We start from the raw sequence: 20,884 nt of genomic DNA on the forward strand, positions 1-20,884 counted from the left end.
TGCTGTGAGCGGCTAGATTTACCTCGTCGCCTTCAAGCAGTTGCGAACATCCGTGGGGCATCCTGTCGATGCCCCGACTGACTAGGACCGGACAGTGGATATACGCGAGCAGATTGCTGAACTCGAAGCCCATGTGGCGCAGAGCGTGCTGGGCCAGGCCGATACCATTCGTCATGTGATCCTTGGCTTGCTGGCCAATGGTCACGTCTTGCTGGAAAGCCTGCCGGGGCTGGCAAAAACGCGTACGGTCAAGGCGTTGGCCACGCATCTGGAAGCCAGCATGCGGCGCATCCAGTTCACCCCCGACTTGTTACCGTCGGACATCACCGGTGGCGAAATCCTCCAGCAGACCGCGCAGGGCAACGAGATCAAGTTTCAACCCGGGCCGCTGTTCGGCAACGTGATTCTCGCCGATGAGATCAACCGCGCCCCGGCCAAGGTTCAGGCGGCGCTGCTTGAAGCCATGGAAGAACGCCAGATTACCGTGGCCGGTCAGAGCTACCCGATGTCGGGCCTGTTCATGGTGCTGGCGACCCAGAACCCCATCGAGCAAGAAGGTACCTACCCATTGCCCGAGGCGCAGATGGACCGGTTCCTGATGAAGCTGCAACTGGACTATCCCAAGGTGGAGGATGAAACCCTGGTGCTGCGCCTGGTGCGCAACGAGGAACAGCAGGCAGGCCACCCGCACCAGGCGCCTGGGCGTCTGCCCCAGGAGGTGGTGTTCGCCGCCCGCAGCGCGATCGCCGGCATCGAAGTATCGCCTGCGATCGACCGCTACCTGATCGATCTGATCAACGCCACCCGCCACCCGGCAGAGCATGACCCCGACCTTGGGCGCTGGGTCAAGATCGGTGCCAGCCCGCGTGGCGGTATCAGCCTGGATAGGGTGGCGCGCGCCCACGCGTGGCTGGCCGGGCAGGAGTACGTCACCCCGGACGATGTGCGTGCGGTCATCCATCCGGTGTTGCGCCACCGCTTGCAGCTCTCTTACGACGCCGTCGCCGATGGCATTGGGGCCGACCAGGTGATCGACCGGCTGCTGGACAAGGTCGCCATCCCGGCCTGAACGGAGCGAGCCCATGCAACCGACCCAGGATGGTTTCGTCTACGCTTCGCTGAGCCAGCTGATGGCGTTCGAATACCGCGTGCGCGGTTTGAGCTTTCTGGCGCGTCAGCCCTTGGCGAGCATTCTGGCGGGCAACCATGCCTCACGCCTGCGTGGCCGGGGGTTGAGCTTCGACGAGCTACGCCGTTACATACCAGGCGATGACCTGCGACACCTCGACTGGCGCGCCTCGTTACGCTATGGCAAGCCGTTCGTGCGCACGTTTACCGAGGAGCGCGACCGGCCGACGCTGCTGATGGTCGATCAGCGCATGAACATGTACTTCGGCTCCAGGCGCAGTTTCAAGTCGGTCACCGCTGCCGAACTTGCCGCGTTGTCGGCATGGATCGCCCTGCAGGCCGGTGATCGGGTGGGCGGGTTGGTGTTCGACGATCAGCAGGTGGTGCACATCAGGCCGCTGCGCAGCCGCGCACGGGTGCAGGCACTTTGCGCGGCAGTGGTGCGCAGCAACAACCGCCTCAGTGCGTCAGGGCCGGACAGCGAACAAGCGGGGCAACTCGACAGTGCGCTGCGTACTGTCATCGGCCTGGCCGGGCATGATGCGCTGGTTTGCATCATCAGTGACTTTGCCGGTGTGTCGGAGCAGACCTTGAAGCTGTTGCGACAACTGAGTGCGCACAATGATGTGATCGCCATGCAGGTGTATGACCCTATCGCGCTGGAGGTGCCTGACAAGGGGCGTTTGAGCGTGACGCAGGGTGAGGTGCAGGTCGACCTTGAGGTCGGGCGGCGCCAGGTGCACCGGCCGTTGGGCGATTTTCTCTCCGGGCGCCTGCAGGAAGTGGCCCAGTTGCTGCGCCGCAGCCAGATACCCCTGATGATGATCAGTACCGGCGACGAGGTGCTGGGCCAGGTACAGCGTGAACTGGGGCGGCTTGGGGGGAGTGCCCGATGAATGCCCGGCCGTCGCCTGCCGCCATCGACCAGCTCAAGGAGCTGCCGTTGCCGGTACCGCCGTTCAGTTATGCCCCGCACACCTGGGGCTGGGCGGTATTGCTGGTCTTTGTGGTGCTGGCAGGGCTCGCTTATACCGTGTATGCCTGGCGGCGCTGGCAGCGCAATCGCTATCGGCGTGAGGCGCTGTTGCGGCTCGACGCGCTGGCGGGGGCGCTGGCCAAGCCCGAGCAGCGTCTGGCGGCCCTGCGTGAAGTGCCGGAGCTGATCAAGCGGGTAGCGCTTTCCATGCCCGATGCACCCGCGGTGCATAGCTTGTCGGGCGCGCAATGGCAGGTGTTTCTGCAGCAGCGGGCACGCTTTGCCTTGCCTGGGCAGTTCGCCGCGCAACTGCACACGCTGGCTTATGCGCCAGAGCTGCAGGTGCAGGCGATCGGCGAACCTGAGCTGCGGACCCTGGTGAACACCTGCAGGCGCTGGATCGAGGCTCATCATGTGGCAGTTTGATTACCTGTGGGTGTTCTTGTTGCTGCCCTTGCCCTGGCTCGTCTTCCGTTTCATGCGCCCTTATCACGAGGCGCGCAGCGCATTGCGGGTGCCGTTTTTCTTCGCCATGAGCCGTGCAGTGAACCAGTTGCCGGGCACCTCGCCACCCTCGGGCGGGCGCTGGCAAGTGCTCGTGAACCTGCTGGTATGGGGCCTTCTGGTGGCGGCCTGCGCGCGGCCCGTGCTGGTGGAAAAGGCCATCGAGCGTGAGCAGCCGATTCGCGACATGCTGCTGGCGATCGATATTTCGCAGTCCATGCAGGCCAAGGACTTTACGGACGCCAGTGGCCGGCAAGTGGATCGGTTGAGCGCGGTGAAAGGGGTGGTCCGCGACTTCATCGCCCAGCGCAAGCAAGACCGCATCGGCTTGATCGTCTTCGGCACGGGTGCCTATCCACAGGCGCCCCTGACCCTCGATCATGCCAGCCTCTCGCTGCTGCTCGATGAAGTCGGTGTGGGGATGGCCGGGCCGAATACCGCCATAGGCGATGCCATTGGCCTTGCCATCAAGCTGCTGGACCAGGCCAATGAGCAGGAAAAGGTGATGGTGCTGCTGAGCGACGGCAACGACACCGGCAGCGCCATGACACCTGAACACGCGGCAGCCTTGGCCAGCGATCGGAAAATCGTGGTACATACCATTGGTATCGGCGACCCCCAGGCCAGCGGTGAAGACAAGGTGGACTTGCAGGCGCTGGAGCGCATCGCGCGTACCACCGGTGGCCGGTTCTTCCGCGCCGATGACCGGGGCGCGCTGGCGCAGGTGTATGCCACACTCGACCGGATCACCCCGCACCGCGTCAAGACCTTCAGCCATCAGCCCAAGCGTGACCTGTTCTGGTGGCCACTGGGGGCGGCCCTGCTGTTGCTGGCCTTGGGGCACAGCCTGGCAGCCATGGCTGGCCCGTTGCGGGCAAGGCCTGCGCAGGGGAGGCCGTGAATGGACATCGACCTCAGCGCCTTGCACCTGCTGCGCCCTTACTGGTTGTGGCTGTGGCTACCGGCTGCGCTGCTGCCGTGGGCCTGGCAGCGGCGCCATGATCTGAGGCGGCAGTTGCAAGGCGTGATCGCTCCACACTTGGTCGAGCATTTGCTCATCACCCCCGAGGAGCAACACCGGGTGCGGCCCGTTCACCTGCTGGCAGCACTGCTCGGCCTGGGTGCCCTGGCCGCAGCCGGGCCGACCTGGCAGCGCGACATCCCAGCGTTCGTCGACAACCGTGCGCCGTTGATCCTGGCGCTGGACCTGTCGCCCTCTATGGATGCCGACGACGTCCCCCCGTCCCGCCTGCAAGCCGCCAAAAATACCTTGCACGACCTGGTGATGCGTCGCGCGGGGGCGCGCACGGCGCTCATCGTGTATGCCGGCAGCGCGCACCTGGTACTGCCCGCCACCGAAGACCCACAGTTGCTCGATACGTTCTTGCAAGCACTGACCACCGACTTGATCGCGCAACCCGGCAAGGATGTAGCGGGGGTGATCGACGTGGCGAAACGCTTGCTTGCTGCCGAACAGGTGCCCGGCACCCTGGTGCTGCTGACCGATGGCGCCGATGCCGGGCAACTGTCGGCACTCGCGGGCGCGCTGAAAGGCAGCGACTTGCAGGTGATGGTACTGGCGGTTGGCAGCCACGACAGCGGTGTTTTGCATGACGCCCAGGGCCGTACCCGCGTCGATGCCGAAGGGCGCCCGCTACAGGCGGACTTCGATCAGCAGGGGTTGAGGCAGTTGGCCAAAGCCGTCAACGGCCCGCTAGGCAGCCTGACCCTGAGTGACGACGACCTGGACTGGATCGAGCTGCATGCGCAACAGCATTTTCAGGCAGCCCAAGGCGACCCGCAGCAGGTGCACTGGAAGGATGCCGGCTACTGGCTGTGTTGGCCGCTGGCGCTGATCGCGCTGTTGTGCCTGCGCCGTGGCTGGAAGGTGCACTGGATGGTCACCGTGCTGGTGGCGGCATTGTTGGGCACGCAGCCGCAAACGGCGCGGGCCGGGACTGTCGCTGATGCCTTCTTCACGCCTGACCAGCAGGGTCGCTGGGCCTTTGAGCATGGCCATTACCCGCAGGCTGCGGCGCATTTCAACGACCCTTACTGGAAAGGCCTGGCTGCCTACACCGCCGCCGACTATGACGTAGCCTTGGCCAGCCTGGGCAAGCTCGATACCGCCCAGGCATTTTTCTACCGGGGCAATATCTACGTACGCCAGTTCAAGTTCCCCCAAGCGGTCCAGGCCTACCAACAGGCTTTGAAGCGGCAGCCAGTGTTTCCCGAGGCCAGCGCCAACCTGGCATTGGCACAGGCGCTGCTCAAAGACTACGAAGACCAGCAAAAGGCAGGAACACCAGACGAGAAGGCCGACAAGGTGGTGGAGGACCAGACACCCTCCAAAGGCGCCCGGCAGAAGCAGCAAACTCCGCAGGCCGCTTCGGACCAGGTCTGGCTGAACAACCTGACGACGTCGCCGGCACAGTTCCTCAGGCGCAAGTTCCTGCTTCAGGACGCCTCACGGCAAACCCCGGAGGGCACCCGATGAAACGCTTGCTGTTGCTGCTAGGGCTCTACCTGCCATTGCTCGCGGTCGCGGCACCCGAGGCACGCGTGCAGGCGCGCCTGCTGCCGGCCGGTGACACGGTGGTAGGCGCGACGCTCGAGCTGCAGGTCGACTTGCTGGTGGACACCTGGTTCACCCAGCCGGCCGTGCTGCCGGTGATCGAACTTCCGGGTGCTACGGTGAGCGCGCCGAGCGGTGAAGCGCAGCATCTGAACGAACGACTCGACGGCAAGCCCTTCTTCGGCCTGCGTTACACCTATCAGATCACCCCGCAAACGGCCCAGGCTTTCACGCTCCCTGCGCAAACCTTTCAGGTGTTCCCCGGCCAGGCGGATGCGCCGGTCACGCTCACCAGCGAACCGCTGTCGTTCACAGCCAAGGCCCTGGCCGGCGACGCGACTGTGCACCGCCTGGTGGCGCGAAACGTCAGCCTTGAGCAACAAACACAACTGTCGCATTCGCCGTTGCGTGCAGGGGACAGCATTACCCGCCGTGTGATGACGCAAGCCGAAGGTGCGCAGGCGATGCTGATACCGCCGCCACCGCTGGTCGACATCAAAGGCCTTAAACGCTATGTACAAACCCCTCGTATTGCGCCGCTCAGTGATGGCCGCGGAGGCTCGATCGGCGGCCAGCGCGAGGACAGTGTGAGCTATGTGGTATCGGCTGCCGGACGTTACCAATTACCCGCGATCGAACTGCAGTGGTGGGACGCGGCTACCGGTGAGGCCAGGCAAGCAACGTTGCCCCCCATCGACGTCAACGCCGTCGAGGGTGGTTACAAGGCGCCCTTTGCCATCGACCAGGACCTGCGCGCGCTCGGCCGTCAGGCACAATTGCGCCTGCCCGGTCATTGGTTGTGGGCAGCGGGCTTGCTGGTGCTTGGCGGGGGGCTGGTTTACTTTGCACAGCCTTGGATGCACGCGGTGTGGCGGCATTTGAAAGGCTGGCAAGCAGCGCGGCGAAGGGCGCGCTTGCAGTCTGCCGAGCATGCCTGGCGGCAGGCGCGCGCACAACTTGCGCAAGACCCACCTCGGCTCGATGGGTTGTACCTGTGGATCCGGCGGGCTACCGGAAAGCGCACGGTATCGGAATTTTCCTCAGCTTTACCGTCCCCATTGCGAATACGTCTACTAGACTGGCTCCAGAGTCGCTATGGCAACGTCAACAAAATGCACCACGCCCCGCCGTCATTGAGACCGATGCTACCCGCGCTGCGGCGAGCGGCAGTGACTGGGCGGCAGGTCAGCCACCCTGAAGGCTTGAAACCGCTCAACCCGTGAGCCTTTTGCCTGAAGTGGATGGACAGCACACAGGAGGGATACTTCATGCTCGACCTGCACCGCACGCGCTGGTGGTTGACCTTGTTGATCGTATTGCCCTTGGCGGTGCAGGCCGCGAACCCGCTGCCGTCCTGGCGCGATGGCCCCTCACGGCAAGCCATCGAAGCTTTCGTGGGCGCCGTGACCACCGAGGGCAGCAAAGATTATGTGCCTGAGGCCGAGCGCATTGCCGTCTTCGACAATGACGGCACGCTATGGAGCGAGCAGCCGTTGTATTTCGAAGTGCTGTTTGCCCTTGATGAGGTCAAAAGGCTCGCACCCCAACACCCGGAATGGGTCACCCAACAGCCGTTCAAGGCCGTCCTTGAGGGCGACCAGCAAGCACTCAGTGACAGCGGCATGGACGGCATGCTGAAGATCGTGGCCGCCACCCATGCCGGGGTCAGCACCGAGGCTTTTATCGCCAATACCCAGCGCTGGCTGGCGAAGGCCGTTCACCCTCGCACCCACAAGCCGTACACCGAGATGGTCTTCCAGCCCATGCTCGAGCTCTTGCAGTACCTGCGGGCCAACGGTTTCAGGACTTACATCGTTTCAGGCGGCGAGGTGGCCTTCATGCGTGCGTTCGCAGAGGAAGTCTACGGCGTGCCGCCAGAGCAGGTGATCGGCACCACACTGGATGCGCGCTTCATCGATGACAACGGCAAACTGTCGATCGAACGGCTGCCCAAGTTGCTGCACAACGATGATGGCCCAGGCAAGCCGGTGAGCATCGATGCCCATATTGGCCGTCGCCCTATCTTCGCCTTCGGCAACTCCGACGGCGACCTGCAAATGCTGCAGTGGACCATGGCTGGCGACGGCAAGCGCTTTGCCGGGCTGGTCCACCACACCGACGCGACACGCGAATGGGCCTATGACCGCAACAGCAAGGTCGGGCGCCTGGATAAGGCGCTGGATGCCGCCATGGGTGCGAACTGGACCGTGGTCGATATGGCCCGTGAGTGGCAGCGCATCTACCCATTCGAAAGCAACCAGGCTCAATGAAAGAGAACCGCAGGGCACAGGGAACCAGCCAAGCAGTAGGTCGATCGTGCACGTAGTCGTGGCAAATGCCAGTAAACGTGATACGGAGAAACCGCCTTATGAAGTCCAGTAGAAGATGGATATCCACATTCGCGCTAGCCGCTACTGCGGCGGTGAGCGTGTGCACAGCGAGTGCCGCGGAAAAGCCCAATATCCTGGTGATATTCGGCGATGACATTGGCCAGACCAATATTAGCGCCTACGGCAAGGGCGTGGTCGGCTATCAGACGCCGAATATCGACCGCATCGGCCAGGAAGGGATGCTGTTCACTGACTATTACGCCGAGAACAGCTGCACCGCTGGGCGTTCCTCCTTCATCACCGGACAGACACCGCTGCGCACTGGCTTGTCCAAGGTCGGCATGCCTGGTGTGCCCGTGGGCTTGCAAGCGCGAGATGTCACCATTGCCCAGGCCCTCAAGGCGCAGGGCTATGCCACTGGCCAGTTCGGCAAGAACCACTTGGGCGATCGAGACGAATACCTGCCAACCAATCACGGGTTTGATGAATTCTTCGGCAACCTGTATCACTTGAATGCTGAAGAAGAGCCCGAGCGTGAACTTTGGCCCAAGGAAGACCAGGAGTTCATAAAGGCCGCTTCGCCACGGGGCGTGATCAAGGCCAGCGCCGATGGCAAGATCGAAGACACCGGTGCGTTGACCAAGTCGCGCATGGAGACCATCGATGACGAGACTACCCAGGCGGCAATCAACTTCATCGACAAGCAGGTCAAGGCTGACAAGCCGTTCTTCGTGTGGATGAACACTACGCGCATGCACCTTTACACCCATGTGCGCGAAACGATGCGTGGCCAGAGCGGTATGCCGGGCAATGAGTATGCCGATGGCATGCTCGAGCACGACGGTGATGTGGGCAAGCTGCTCAAGACCCTCGATGACCTGAAGATCACCGACAACACCATTGTGGTCTACACCACGGACAACGGCCCTAACCAGTTCTCCTGGCCTGATGCCGCGACGACGCCGTTCCGCAACGAGAAGAACTCCAACTGGGAAGGCGCCTACCGCGTGCCGGCGATGATCCGTTGGCCGGGCAAGGTCAAGCCGGGCACGGTGTCCACCCAGATGTTCTCGGGGCTGGACTGGTTCCCGACACTGTTGGCCGCAGCCGGTGACGCTGGCATCAAGGACCGCTTGCTCAAGGGCGCCGATGTGGGTGGCAAGAACTTCAAGGTGCATCTGGACGGTTACAACCAACTGGATTACCTGACCGGCAAAACGGACAAGAGCGCGCGTGACGAGTTCTATTACTTCAACGACGACGGTGAACTGGTGTCGATGCGCTTCGGCAACTGGAAGCTGGTGTTCTGCGAACAGCGCGCCCCTGGGGGCTTCGCGGTTTGGAGCGAGCCGTTCACCTGCCTGCGGGTACCCAAGGTCTTCAATTTGCGTATGGACCCGTATGAACGCGCCGATGTCGTCTCTAACCAGTACTACGATTGGGTGACCAAGAACGACTACCTGATCTTCCAGGGAACCCGCAAGGCTGCCGCATTCCTGCAGACGTTCGTGGAATACCCGCCGAGCCAGCGTCCGGCAAGTTTCAGCATCGACCAGATCCGTGCTGACGTGGACAAGAAAATCGAAGAGAAGATGAAGCAATAACGGCAATGCCCCGCGCCCGCCCTCGGCGGGCGCATTCTTTCATACCCAGTGCGGACAGACGTGTGGGTCCGCTAAGGCTTGATGATGCCAGCAGTCGTGAACCTTCCCCGCGCCGACAGTTCCGCCTCCACCGAAACGCAAGCACCGTTGCAATGGCTGATGCCTGCGGCGTTGCTGTTCATCTCTGGCGGTGCAGCGCTGATCTATCAGGTGCTTTGGGTCAAGCAGCTGTCTCTGGTGGTCGGAGTGGAGGTGTATGCCATCACCGCTGGCATCAGCGCGTTTTTTGCAGGGCTGGCCATGGGGGGCCTGCTGTTCGGTCGCTGGGCTGACCGGTTGCGCCACCCGATCAAGCTCTATGCGGGGCTGGAGTTGGCGGTCGCTTTACTGGCGGTGGCGGCGACCTTGGGGCTGGCGCAGAGTGCGGCACTGTTTGCCCGCCTGGAGGCGAGTGTCGGCTTGCTGGCCTGGCTGCTGCCATTGAGCCTGGTCGGGCTGCCTGCCTTTTTGATGGGCGGGACCTTACCTGTACTGGTTCGAGCGCTGACCCCCAGTGACGCGCAGACGGGGGAGGCGGGCGGTCGGCTATACGCCGCCAATACCGCTGGAGCAATCTGCGGCACCTTGCTGGCTGCATTTGTCTTGCTGCCCCTGCTTGGCGTCACCGGGGCCGCCTGCGTAGCGGGGGCGTTGAATCTGCTGGCCGCGCTGGGCGCCTGGTGCGGGCGCGGTAGGCATGAGCGGGCCTTGCCTACCTCTGCCACTGCCTCGCTGCCGCGCACGCGGCAGGCTCGCTTGGCCATCGCCCTGTATTGCCTGGCAGGTGGCGTGGCGCTCGGTTATGAAGTGGTTTGGACGCAATCGATCGTGCAGTTCATGAGTACCCGCGCGTTTGCCTTTTCCGTGGTGTTGGCCACCTATCTGATGGGGCTGGTCCTGGGCAGTGCACTGTATGCGAGGCGCGCAGATCGCATCCGCGACCCTTGGGGGCTGTTCGGCCTGCTGATCGCGTCTGCCGGGCTGCTGGCGTTGTTGCAGATTGCCGGGCTCGGTCGGTGGCTGGTGACCTGGCAGACCCTGCTGGAAAGCCATGTACTGCAACTGACCGGCAGCCAGTTGGCAGGGATGTGCGCGCGCTTTGCGGCTGCCGCAGTGTGCGTGGTATTCATCCCGACCACGTTGCTTGGGGCGGCATTTCCGCTGGCCCTGCGCCTGGCCGTGGACAGTGGCCAGGTGGGGCGGGATGTGGGGGCGGTGATTGCCCTCAATACCCTGGGTGGCATCGTCGGTGTCATGCTCACGGGGTTTGTCCTGGTGCCTGGAATAGGGCTGGTGCGAACCTTGGTGGTGCTCGCTTGCGTGGCAGCGGCCATTGGGGCAGTAGCGACATGGCGCGGCCAGGCCGTGCACAAGGGCATGCGGGCAGCGGTCCTGCTGGTTGGCGGCGCGACCCTGGTTACCGGCGCGCTTACCCCACCAGAACGCTTGGCACAGTTGTTACCAGGCGCGCGAAGCGGCGAACTGGTGTTCTATCAGGAAGGCCGCGGCGGCACGGTAGCGGTGGTCAACCAGCAGCGTCAGGGACAAGCGTTCAACCGCCTGTACATCCAGGGTGTGTCCAACACTGGGGATGCCATGCCGTCACTGCGCTACATGCGCCTGCAGGCGTTGCTGCCCTTGCTGATACATCGCGGCGAGCCGCGCTCGGCCTTGGTGATCGGCTTCGGCACCGGGATCACCGCCGGGGCAATGCTGCGCTATTCAGGCCTGGAGCATCCGGTGGTTGCCGAGCTGCTGCCGCAGGTACTGGCAGCGGCGCCGCTGTTCTCCGGTAACTACGACGCTGTGAACGATCCGCGCCTTGACATCCGCCTGCGTGATGGGCGCCGGGAGCTGTTGCGTAATGAGCAACGATACGACGTGATCACCCTGGAGCCGCCACCGCCCTCGGCAGCAGGTGTGGTCAACCTTTACTCGCGCGACTTCTATCAGTTGGCAGCCTCTCGCCTGCAGGAGCATGGACTGGTCGCTCAATGGCTACCGCTCCCCACCCAGAACGACGAGGACAGCCGCTCGCTGGTACGCAGCTTTCTTGACGTGTTCCCGCATGCCTCGCTGTGGACCACCGAGTTTCACGAGATGCTCTTGATCGGCTCGGCAACGCCGATGGTGCTGGATGTACCGCGCATCCGCCAACGCTTCGAGCAACCCCAGGTTTCGACTGCCCTGGACCAGGTCGGCGTGAGTTCGGTCGAGGCATTGCTGGCCACCTGGGTGACCGACCGGCAAGGGCTTGAGCGTTATGCCGGCGATGCACAGCCGGTTACCGACGATCGGCCCCGTATCGAGTACGCGCCGTGGGTACGGCCGCGCGAAATCACCCGCGTGCTGCCGGCCTTGCTGGCGCTGCGCGTAGCGCCACCATTGGAAAACGCCAACCCCTCGGTGCTCGCCGCGGTGAATGATGAGTGGGCGTTGCTGCGTCGTTTTTATGGGCTGTCGCTACTGGCTTACAACGGCAATCGCCAGGCCTGGATGCGTGAGGCGCGGGCCTTGGCGCCGATCAGCGCAGAGAATCCTTACATGCGCTGGTTTACCGGCGGCAAGCGCTGAACTGAACCCACGGTTAGAAACTGCGTCAGGCCTGGCTATTACTATGTGTTGCGCCTGCACCCGATGATTCTGTTCGGTGCCTTGGCTGTGGCCGACCAGCACCGGAGGAGTCATTGTTCACGCGGAGTTTTCAGGTTTGGACGGGGCCGAGTGCCACTGCTCCTTGGGCACCCATTTGGGTTGCTCGGGGTCGCCCAGGTAGTGAGGCGACATAATTTGCACTCCATACTCGTTGAACACGTCCTGGATATTGGCGTGCAACAGGCTCAGTAGCTGCGCGCGTGGCCTGGGCTCTGACGGAATGGCCTGGGCCACTAATCGATACTCGGGGTAGAAGTCCGACAGTGCCGTCTGGAATACCTGGGGCATGGGCGTTTGCAGCACGCCGTCGGTGCGCCGAGCCGCTTCCAGCAACATCGCCTCGACCTGACGCCACGGGGTGTCATAGCCGATGGTCACCACGGTATCGACCACATAGCCTGGCCCTTGCACGATACGTGAGTAGTTCTTGGTCACCGAGCCGGTAATCATTGAGTTGGGGAGTGTCAGCACTTCGCCAAGCCCGGTGCGAATGGTCGTAGTGAACATGCCCACCTCGGTCACCGTGCCCTCGTAATCACCCACACGTACAAATTCACCGGCGCGCAGCGTGCGCGTGTAGGTGAGGATCAGTCCGGCGGCGCCTTGGCCGATGACACTGGTCGCCCCCAGTGAAATCATCAGACCGAGCAACACTGACAACCCCTTGAAGGCATCGGTACCCGAGCCGGGTAGATAGGGGTAGGCCATCACCAGGGCGAAGAGCCAGATCGCCAGCGACGTCAGGCGCATGGTTGGTTGCAAGGTTTCGGCGGTCAGCCATTTCAACGTGCCCGGGCGTGCCATGCGCCTTAGCACACGCTTGGAGAAGGCGCTGATGCCACGGGCGATGAAGAAGATCGACAGTGCAACGGCCAGGCCGGGCATGGCGCGCAAAATACCGCTGATCAGGTAGTTGAGCAGCGCCATCAGGTGGATATTGAGGCTTTCCCCCCAAGACCTCGTGTAGGGGAACTGAGACAGCACGAAGCCCAGCCACTGGTAGCAGAACAACAGCACGACCAACCAGTACAGCAGCCAGAGTGAGCGGTCGATCAGGTAGTACAGGTTTTGCAGGTCGAACAGTTGCGTGTGGCCGACCTTGAGGCGCTCGGAGTGTTTGCCCATCAGTTTGGGCAGCAGCCCCAGGAGCTTGCGTCGACAGTAGCCTGCGGCCTTTACCAGCATGAAAAAGACCACGGTTGCCGCAGCGCTGTAGCCTATCGCGGTGAGCAAGAACCGCAGGCTACGCGCCTGACGGGTTTCCTCGACGACAAGGCGCAGGTTCTCGGCGGCCTGCTCGGCGGCTTCGCCTGTTGTAATGTTGTCGGCCGCAGCATCCAGTGGCGTCACGATGAATGCACGGCGCCCGCCCAGCAGCACCAGGTAGCTGCGCAGGATAGGGTCGACGCGAACCTCCAGGTCGTTCGTTTCCTGGAGCGTTTCCTCGATGACCTTCTTGGCGCGCTGGGCGCGCACCTTGGGTGTTTCGCCCAGCAGCGTCGCACGAAAGACCAGCACCGTGCGGTTGATGACGGTCAGCGGGGCGGGTTCGGCAATCACACCCTCTATCTCCGGCCCGGCCTGAGGGGTGTCTGCGTGGAGCAGGGGCGAGAACAGCACGTGGATCAGTAGCATCAGCCAAGCAGCCCGTCCCAACCTGCGCTTCATGCCCATTTAACAGCCCCTGTGCCGACGAGTGGATTGCTACCAGCATAGTCGGCTTCAGCCAGCATTCAGTGGCTTAGTTCGCGGGCACGAGGATCACGAAATTCTTCTTCATGTCTTCCACTACGGTCCATTTGCCCTTGGCGCCCGGTTCGATAATGAACGTGTCGCCAGCGGCCAGCGTGACCGGGGCGCAACCCTCAAGCTCGATGACGCAGCACCCACTCAGGACATGGCAGAACTCCCAGACTTTGTAGTCAATGCGCCACGCCCCGGTGCTGGCTTCCCATTCTCCGGAAATGCGACCTTGCTGTTCATCGTGATAGTACTTGGACGTCAGCGTGTGAGGGGTACCTTCCAATACTTCTTCAAAGAAGGGCAGGTCGCGCAGCGGTTGGATATCCAGTTCGCGGAACACGGTCAGTTTCTGGTTCATGGCTGTTTCTCGAGCACGTTGTGAGTAGGGCGATACATTAAATAGGCTTCACCGGTGACGCCCAGCATCGGGTGCGGAACGATCTGGCAGGTTTTAACAATTTGAAAACCATGACGTTCGTAGAAGCGGCGTGCACCATGGTTTTCTGCGTAATCGATCAGGCACAACCCATCAAGGCCCGCGTCGTCAGCGCGCTGCTGGGCGTGGCGAAGAAACTGGGCGCCCAGCCCCTGGCTCCGCCAGGCCTCATCCAGCGCCAGGCTGGATATGTACAAGGTATCGGGTATTTCCATGTCGGAATAAGGCGCGAGGACGGGGTCGGTCTCGACTGGCCTGTCAGGCGTTGCGCGCAAGGCATAGCTATGCATCATGCCGATGACGCGCCCTTCGAAAGTGGCCATCAGGCAGTTCTTGTATGAAAAGTCGCCCTGTTCTCTGGCATAGCGAGACGCACCGACACTCAGCAAGGCTTCTCCAGGTGCGGCGAGCTTGCTCCATATGTAATCGGCCATGCCCTCCGATGTCAGTTGAAAGAAGCGCGCAATATCATGCGCGTCCGAGACTCGAGCGGGTCTGAAGTCGATAGGCATGCACAGTGCTCCCATGGTGCCGGGGGTCAGTATTCAAGGGCTACGCCTTTGGCCGGGAGGCAGGGTAGACGGTTATAGCGGTTCCCATGATGCTCTGCGCGAACACCATCAGCATGGCCTACGACACGCCTCATGACCCGACCGATTTCAGGAGCAGGGACGCTCCGCCGGCGCCACCTGCACCGGGGTCATGCGCCAGTGCCCGGGCGGTTGGCAAGCAACTCGGCGACCAAGGCGCTGGTATCGACGATATCCAGTTGCGCCAGGCATCGCACAGGCAGGCGAAAGGGGGCGATGCTGTCGGCCACCAGTACCCGTTCGAACGCGCCGCTGTCGAACAGCTCGCCACCGGTGGTGAACAGGCCGTGGGTGGCCGCAGCCAGTAGGCGGCTGGCTCCGGCCTGCCGGCAGGCCTGGGCAGCGCGCAGCAGCGTCTGCCCCGTACTGATCAGGTCGTCGAACACGATAACGGTGCTGCCTGCCACGTTACCGACCAGGTGTTCGCCGCTCAGGCCTGCCTGTTGGCGGTGTTTTTCCATCATGGCCACCGAGACCGGGCGCGCCAGCAGGTGCGCCAGGACCTGGCGAAACTGCTCCGCACGTTTGACGCCACCCATATCTGGCGACACCACCGTGACCGCCTGCTCACCGAGGAGCGGGGCCAGGCGTTGGGCGAACAGTGGGGTGCATTGCAGGTTCCAGCTCGGGATTCGGTAGGCGTTGTCGAAGGCGCTGGGGTTGTGCACGTCCAGCGCCACAATGCGGTCCACGCCGCAGCTTTCCATCAGCCGAGCCACATGGCGGGTGATGATAGCGTCCTGAAACTCCACCTTGCGGTCCTTGCGACCGTAACAGAGGTAAGGCGTGACTGCCGTCACCTGGCGGGCAGCAGCGTCCTTGAGCGCGCCACAGAAGAACAACAACCGGCATAGCTTGTCATGCGCGCTGTGGTGCGCGTCACCATACAGCGAGTGGAAGACGATGACCGATCGACCGTCCACCGATTCGCCAGGCCAGCACTTGTGCTCTCCGTCCTCGTAGTCGCGCTCTTCATGTGCAGACAGTTTCCTGCCCAAGCGTTGCGCCACGGCATTCCCATAGGCCTGGCTGCCTTGCAAGGCGAACAGTAACGGCGGTGTGTCATTCATGCCCTGCGCTCCAGAGGTCGTTCACAGCAACATGAGCTGCATGGCACTGTGCGGTTTGATGAGTATCTAGTCGAGCATAGCCAGCGGGCGATCGTTCAACCGTGAATCGCCAGAATACTGGAGTGAACCTTGTACAGGGTTTGCTCGGTAGTACTGCCGACGACCTTGCTCACCCCCTCGTGGTAGAGCGTGCCCATCACCACCACATCGAAGCCTTGCTGGTTCGCGTATTCGCTGACCACGTTACGGGCAGCGCCCCGCACCAGGTGCAGGTGGTCTGGCTTGATGCCATATTGGCCGCCGAACGTCGCCATGCGCTCGCGCCCACGACCGGACATTTCCTCGACCAGTTTGTCGGTCCAGGCCACGGGTGCGGCGGCATAGGCGACGAAACTGGCGCTGGGTTCGTAGGCCTGCAGCAAATGCAGCTGCGCCTTGCAGCGTTGTGCCAGTGCCTGTGCCGATTGCAGGATGTGGTCGTTGAGCTTGTCGATCACCGGGTCGTGCTCGACCAGATCAACGGCGACCAGTATGCGCGCTGGCAGCTTCGTTTCAGCCTGGGCTACCAGGTGCAGCGGGATCGGGCAGCGGCGTAGCAATTGCCAGTCCAATGGCGTGAGCAGGGCACGGCTCAAGGCGGTTTCGTGCTGGATGTCCTTGATCACCATCCCGACCCGGTGCAGTTGGGCCAGCCGGATCAAGTCCTTGAGCGGGTCTTGGTCGTCCAGTGTCTCGGCGTAGGCGGTAATGCCCAGCTCGCCCAGCGCCTTCACCTGCTCAGCGAGCCAAGCCTTGCGATGCTCGGCGTCCTGCTTGCGGGCGTTTTTGCGTAGCACCTGGTCCAGGGTTGCCAGGCGCGAGGGCAATTGACTGAGCGCCACCAGGTGCAAGGTCGCACCTGTCGCACTGCTCAGCGCTTGAGCACGCGTCAGGGCAGGCGAAGGGTGCAGGTCTGGATGGCAGATCAGCAGCAGTCTTGAGTAAGTATTCATGATGGCCTCCACCGCGGTGGCAGCCTCGATGAAGGCCCACCGGTTCAGGCCAAGCGTGACGCAGTGGGGCTCGATGACCTTGATATTTATCAAGATTGGCTGAATGTCAGCTTCATAATGGTTGCGGTGCGGCGTTAATCGCCGCGTTCCGCGCAGGTGACAAATCAGGCGGACACCATCACCCTTGATTCTGAAATTCTAAAGGTGTGTTCACCGGTCGCTAACATTTATCTGCGCAAAAGCTTGATACTCAATGAGCCGCCGACCTTGCTGAATGGGAGATGCCTTCGATGGAGTTACGCCAGCTTCGTTACTTTCTGAGTGTGCTGGAGTGTGGCAGCCTCGGCAGAGCCGCGCTCGAAACGGGCGTTGGGGTATCTGCGTTGAGCCAGCAACTCACGAAGCTCGAAAGTGAGTTGAGTACCCGCCTGCTGACACGCTCTAGCGTTGGCGTCACGCCCACCGCGGCAGGCTTGGCATTCGAATACCATGCGCGCCTGACGCTGCGCCAGGCCGATTACGCCATGTTGGCCGCACGCAGTGGGCGTATGAGCGGGTACGCCAGCGTCGGTATGGCACCCACCACGGCTTCGGTGTTGGGCCTGGCGCTGATCGCCAGGATGCGCGAGCGCTACCCTGATATCCGTCTTCATTTGGTGGAAATGCTGTCGGGCTACCTGGTGAACCAGCTCAATACTCGGCACCTGGATTTGGCGGTGTTGTTCCAGCTGGAGGCTGGCATTCGGCTGGATGCGCGGCCGCTGCTGGAGGAGCGGCTGTTCGCATTGGTTCCGGTAGCCTTGGTCAAGGCTGACTGGGGGACGTCGCTGACGTTGCAGCAGATTGCCTCGCTGCCCTTGGTCATGCCCAGTGCCCAGCACGGTCTTCGCGCCACGTTACGCGTCATCCTTGAGCGCGTCGGATTGGACGCGAATATCGTCATGGAGGTTGATGGCCTGTCGCTTCTCATGGATTGCGTCAGCGCAGGTCACGCCGCGACGATCCAACCCGGCGCCACTGTAGCGCGGGCCATGCAGGCAGGCTTGCGGGTGTTTTCGATCGACGATCCGCAAGCTCAGCGTCGTAACTTGGTGGTGAGCCTGGTCGATGATGAACTCTCGCCTGCTGCACTTGCCACGCGAATCGTGCTGCATGAAGTGTCCCGCGAATTGGTGCAGCAGGATCGCTGGCCAGGGGCGCGTTTGCTGTGACCGCCTGCGAACGACCGTCCCTTTAGAAAAACTGAAGACCTCCCCCCTGCAATCGTGTTTCGCCCAAGGTACGCGAACCCCTAGAGTCCGGGGTCCGCGAGGAGCTGCCCAACCCTGGCTTCTCGCTCCCTGGAGGCGACATGATCGATGTACTTGTCATTGGCGGCGGCAATGCTGCCCTCTGCGCCGCGCTGATGGCGCGCGAGGCCGGCGCCAGCGTGATGCTGGTGGAAGCCGCGCCCCGCGCCTGGCGAGGCGGCAACTCCCAACACACCCGTAACCTTCGGTGCATGCACGATGCCCCGCAGGATGTGCTGGTGGAGGCTTACCCCGAAGAAGAGTTCTGGCAGGATCTGCTGAAGGTTACTGATGGGCAGACCAACGAGGCCCTGGCGCGTCTGGTGATTCGTGCCTCGTCCGACTGCCGCGGCTGGATGCGCCGCCACGGCGTGCACTTCCAGCCCTCGTTGTCGGGTGCGCTGCACACTGCGCGGACCAACGCGTTCTTCATGGGCGGGGGCAAAGCCCTGGTCAATGCTTATTACCGCAGCGCCGAGCGGCTTGGTGTGCAGGTGCGCTACGACAGCCCGGTGTGCGACCTGGAGGTGCGCGATGGACGTTTCATCGCTGCCCACCTGGCGGCCCGCGACGTCAACGGGCGGCGCCTGCCCGCCGAGCGCATCGAGGCGCGCAGTTGCGTGCTGGCGGCCGGCGGCTTCGAGTCCAATCGACAATGGCTGCGCGAGGCCTGGGGGCAGAATGATCGCGGCGAGTGGCCGGCGGACAACTTTCTGGTGCGGGGCACGCGCTTCAACGATGGCGCGCTGCTGCGGCGCATGATCGACCTGGGTGCCGACACCATCGGCGACCCGACCCAGGCCCACATGGTCGCCATCGATGCCCGCGCACCGCTGTACGACGGCGGTATCTGCACGCGCATCGACTGCGTGTCGCTGGGCGTGGTGGTGAATCGCGACGGCCAGCGTTTCTACGACGAAGGCGAGGATTTCTGGCCTAAGCGCTATGCCATCTGGGGGCGCCTGGTCGCCCAGCAGCCTGGCCAGGTGGGGTTTTCGATCATCGACCAGAAGGCCCTGGGCCGTTTCATGCCGCCGGTGTTCCCTGGCACCCGCGCCGACAGCCTGGAGGCCTTGGCCGTAGCCCTCGAGCTACCGGTGCCTGCGTTTCTCGAGACCCTGCGCGCCTACAACCAGGCATGCCGCCCCGGCACGTTCGACCACACCCGGCTGGACGATTGCCGCACTGACAGCGTGCAACCGGTCAAGAGCCATTGGGCCTTGCCGATCGATAAACCGCCGTTCTTCGGTTACCCGCTGCGTCCGGGGGTGACGTTCACCTACCTCGGCCTGCGCACCGATGCCACGGCCGCCGTGCATTTCGCTGGACGGCCCAGTCCCAACCTGTTCGTCGCCGGCGAGATGATGGCCGGCAACGTGCTGGGCAAGGGCTACACCGCCGGTGTCGGCATGTCCATCGGTACCGCGTTCGGCCGCATCGCCGGCACTCAGGCGGCGGCTGCCGCCGGCCATTGTATTTCCCCCCTGGAGGCCCAGCATGACTGTGCAAATGCCTGATCCCCACGTGTTCGAACCCGCCCCGCCACAGGCCGAGCTGATCCCGCTGCTGAACCTGGACGAGCAGGAGGTGGACCGGCAGATGCGCATCTGCAACGCCTGCCGTTATTGCGAGGGGTTCTGTGCCGTGTTCCCGGCGATGACCCGTCGACTCGACTTCGGCAAGGCCGACATCCACTACCTGGCCAACCTCTGCCACAACTGTGGCGCCTGCTTGCACGCTTGTCAGTACGCCGCACCGCATGCGTTCGCGGTGAACGTGCCGCAGGCCATGGCCAAGGTGCGCGGGCAGACCTACGCTGAGTACGCTTGGCCGGCCCGTTTCGGTCAGCTCTACCGGCGCAATGGCACCTTCGTCGCCGTGGCGTTGGCGCTGGCGCTGTCGCTGTTCTTGCTGCTGGCCTTGCAGGTCAACGGCACTTTGCTGCCTGGGCGGCTGGCCGGAGACTTCTACGCTGTGTTCCCGCACAACACCCTGGCGCTCTTGTTCGGTGGCGTGTTCAGCGCAGCCGGGGTGGCCCTGGGCGTGGCGTTGAGGCGCTTCTGGCGCACGGTGTCGCCCGCCCAAGCGCGGCAACCGGCCAACGGTGCATTGCAGGAGGCGGCGAGCGCAGTGCTGACGCTCAAGTACTTGGATGGCGGCCATGGCCAAGGCTGCAACAACGCCGACGATCGCTACACGCTATGGCGTCGACGCTACCATCATTTGACCTTCTACGGCTTCATGCTGTGCTTTGCCGCCACTGTGGTCGCGACCGGTTATCACTACCTGCTGGGCCTGCATGCGCCATACCCGCTGCTCAGCCTGCCGGTGGTCCTCGGCACCCTCGGTGGCATCGGCCTGATCGTCGGTCCAGCGGGCCTGCTGGCGTTGAACCTGCGCCGCGCGCCAGCGCATGGCGACGCCGCGCAGCGCCCCATGGACCGTGCGTTCATCCTGCTTCTGCTGTTGGTCAGCACGACCGGTATGGCGTTGCTGGCCCTGCGTGACACCGAGGTGATGGCGATCCTGCTGGCCGTGCACCTGGGCACCGTCATGGCACTGTTCGTGACCTTGCCCTATGGCAAGTTCGCCCATGGCCTGTTCCGCAGTGCCGCGCTGCTGAAGTTTGCGATCGAAAAGCGCCGGCCCGACCCTCACGGCTTGGGCGGGGACTGAACCCTGCACGGGATGCGATGCGACACCGTGTGTTCAGCCTGGCGAGCAACGCAGTGGCCACTGTGCTGATCTCGCTGTCCGAGGGTGCCTGAGAACGCGGAACCCTGCTGCGCCGCCTGAAGGGTCCGCCGAACCTCATCGCCACGGCCGACCTGACCGTGCTCCCCGCATTGACACAAACGCCGACCTGACATCAAGCGATGCCGGGTGGGGAAGGGGGCCGTCTGCGCTGCAGGCGGCCACATAGACAATAAAAACAAGAGAACAAACCATGCTC

Annotated in this window: 17 protein-coding genes; 12 read left to right on the plus strand and 5 right to left on the minus strand. The window is 63.1% G+C overall.

Going from position 1 to position 20,884, the window contains the following annotated elements; genetic code table 11:
* Positions 1-94: 94 nt before the first annotated feature.
* The 9 genes from ACF8Q6_RS20090 to ACF8Q6_RS20130 all read left to right on the plus strand — a co-directional run bounded on the left by ACF8Q6_RS20090 (position 95) and on the right by ACF8Q6_RS20130 (position 11,730).
* On the plus strand, positions 95-1,069 hold the full coding sequence (locus ACF8Q6_RS20090; protein ID WP_104961927.1) for a MoxR family ATPase: 975 nt from the start codon (positions 95-97) through the stop codon (positions 1,067-1,069).
* Positions 1,070-1,082: 13 nt separating this feature from the next.
* Positions 1,083-2,024, plus strand: coding sequence for a DUF58 domain-containing protein (locus ACF8Q6_RS20095; protein ID WP_392491504.1), 942 nt, complete (start codon positions 1,083-1,085; stop codon positions 2,022-2,024).
* A complete protein-coding gene (locus tag ACF8Q6_RS20100; RefSeq protein WP_392491503.1) occupies positions 2,021-2,530 on the plus strand; it encodes a DUF4381 domain-containing protein in 510 nt (169 codons plus the stop codon). Before ACF8Q6_RS20095 ends, ACF8Q6_RS20100 begins: the two co-directional genes overlap by 4 nt.
* Entirely contained in the window at positions 2,517-3,509 is a 993-nt protein-coding gene (locus ACF8Q6_RS20105; protein WP_392491501.1) for a vWA domain-containing protein, read from the plus strand. The genes ACF8Q6_RS20100 and ACF8Q6_RS20105 overlap by 14 nt, the downstream gene beginning before the upstream one ends.
* Positions 3,510-5,105 carry a VWA domain-containing protein gene (locus ACF8Q6_RS20110; RefSeq protein WP_392491499.1) on the plus strand — a complete coding sequence of 532 codons (1,596 nt, stop codon included), beginning with the start codon at positions 3,510-3,512 and terminating at the stop codon, positions 5,103-5,105.
* On the plus strand, positions 5,102-6,406 hold the full coding sequence (locus ACF8Q6_RS20115; RefSeq protein WP_392491497.1) for a hypothetical protein: 1,305 nt from the start codon (positions 5,102-5,104) through the stop codon (positions 6,404-6,406). Before ACF8Q6_RS20110 ends, ACF8Q6_RS20115 begins: the two co-directional genes overlap by 4 nt.
* Before the next feature lie 45 nt (positions 6,407-6,451).
* Positions 6,452-7,453 (plus strand): HAD family hydrolase, encoded by a 1,002-nt coding sequence (locus ACF8Q6_RS20120; protein ID WP_392491496.1) that lies wholly within the window; start codon positions 6,452-6,454, stop codon positions 7,451-7,453.
* 98 nt (positions 7,454-7,551) lie between these two features.
* The gene (locus ACF8Q6_RS20125; RefSeq protein ID WP_392491495.1) at positions 7,552-9,117 is read left to right on the plus strand and encodes an arylsulfatase; all 1,566 of its coding nucleotides are present in this window, start codon (positions 7,552-7,554) and stop codon (positions 9,115-9,117) included.
* Positions 9,118-9,276: 159 nt separating this feature from the next.
* Positions 9,277-11,730: a fused MFS/spermidine synthase gene (locus tag ACF8Q6_RS20130; RefSeq protein WP_392491508.1), complete on the plus strand. Its 2,454-nt coding sequence runs from the start codon at positions 9,277-9,279 to the stop codon at positions 11,728-11,730.
* Positions 11,731-11,847: 117 nt separating this feature from the next.
* Here ACF8Q6_RS20130 and ACF8Q6_RS20135 read toward each other — a convergent pair whose 3' ends face one another.
* From ACF8Q6_RS20135 to ACF8Q6_RS20155, 5 genes are all read right to left on the minus strand, one after another.
* The gene (locus ACF8Q6_RS20135) at positions 11,848-13,485 is read right to left on the minus strand and encodes a mechanosensitive ion channel family protein (RefSeq protein WP_392491494.1); all 1,638 of its coding nucleotides are present in this window, start codon (positions 13,483-13,485) and stop codon (positions 11,848-11,850) included.
* Between the two features lie 67 nt (positions 13,486-13,552).
* On the minus strand, positions 13,553-13,912 hold the full coding sequence (locus ACF8Q6_RS20140; protein ID WP_003253997.1) for a cupin domain-containing protein: 360 nt from the start codon (positions 13,910-13,912) through the stop codon (positions 13,553-13,555).
* Positions 13,909-14,502 carry a GNAT family N-acetyltransferase gene (locus tag ACF8Q6_RS20145; protein WP_012052715.1) on the minus strand — a complete coding sequence of 198 codons (594 nt, stop codon included), beginning with the start codon at positions 14,500-14,502 and terminating at the stop codon, positions 13,909-13,911. Before ACF8Q6_RS20145 ends, ACF8Q6_RS20140 begins: the two co-directional genes overlap by 4 nt.
* A gap of 188 nt (positions 14,503-14,690) precedes the next feature.
* Positions 14,691-15,650 carry a ribose-phosphate diphosphokinase gene (locus tag ACF8Q6_RS20150; RefSeq protein ID WP_392491493.1) on the minus strand — a complete coding sequence of 320 codons (960 nt, stop codon included), beginning with the start codon at positions 15,648-15,650 and terminating at the stop codon, positions 14,691-14,693.
* Between the two features lie 95 nt (positions 15,651-15,745).
* Complete coding sequence (locus ACF8Q6_RS20155) at positions 15,746-16,735, minus strand: universal stress protein (protein WP_392491492.1); 990 nt, start codon at positions 16,733-16,735, stop codon at positions 15,746-15,748.
* A 197-nt stretch (positions 16,736-16,932) separates the two neighbouring features.
* On the opposite strand from ACF8Q6_RS20155, the gene ACF8Q6_RS20160 reads away from it, so the two are divergent.
* The 3 genes from ACF8Q6_RS20160 (at position 16,933) to tcuB (ending at position 20,607) form a co-directional block, all read left to right on the plus strand.
* The gene (locus tag ACF8Q6_RS20160) at positions 16,933-17,853 is read left to right on the plus strand and encodes a LysR substrate-binding domain-containing protein (RefSeq protein ID WP_019751229.1); all 921 of its coding nucleotides are present in this window, start codon (positions 16,933-16,935) and stop codon (positions 17,851-17,853) included.
* Positions 17,854-17,993: 140 nt separating this feature from the next.
* Positions 17,994-19,448, plus strand: a complete 1,455-nt coding sequence (gene tcuA / locus ACF8Q6_RS20165; RefSeq protein ID WP_392491490.1) for an FAD-dependent tricarballylate dehydrogenase TcuA — start codon at positions 17,994-17,996, stop codon at positions 19,446-19,448.
* Positions 19,429-20,607 (plus strand): tricarballylate utilization 4Fe-4S protein TcuB, encoded by a 1,179-nt coding sequence (gene tcuB, locus ACF8Q6_RS20170; RefSeq protein WP_392491489.1) that lies wholly within the window; start codon positions 19,429-19,431, stop codon positions 20,605-20,607. The genes tcuA and tcuB overlap by 20 nt, the downstream gene beginning before the upstream one ends.
* Positions 20,608-20,884 lie beyond the last annotated feature (277 nt).

This window comes from Pseudomonas sp. GLN_2, from assembly GCF_043106005.1.
In the GTDB taxonomy this organism is placed as follows: domain Bacteria; phylum Pseudomonadota; class Gammaproteobacteria; order Pseudomonadales; family Pseudomonadaceae; genus Aquipseudomonas; species Aquipseudomonas alloputida.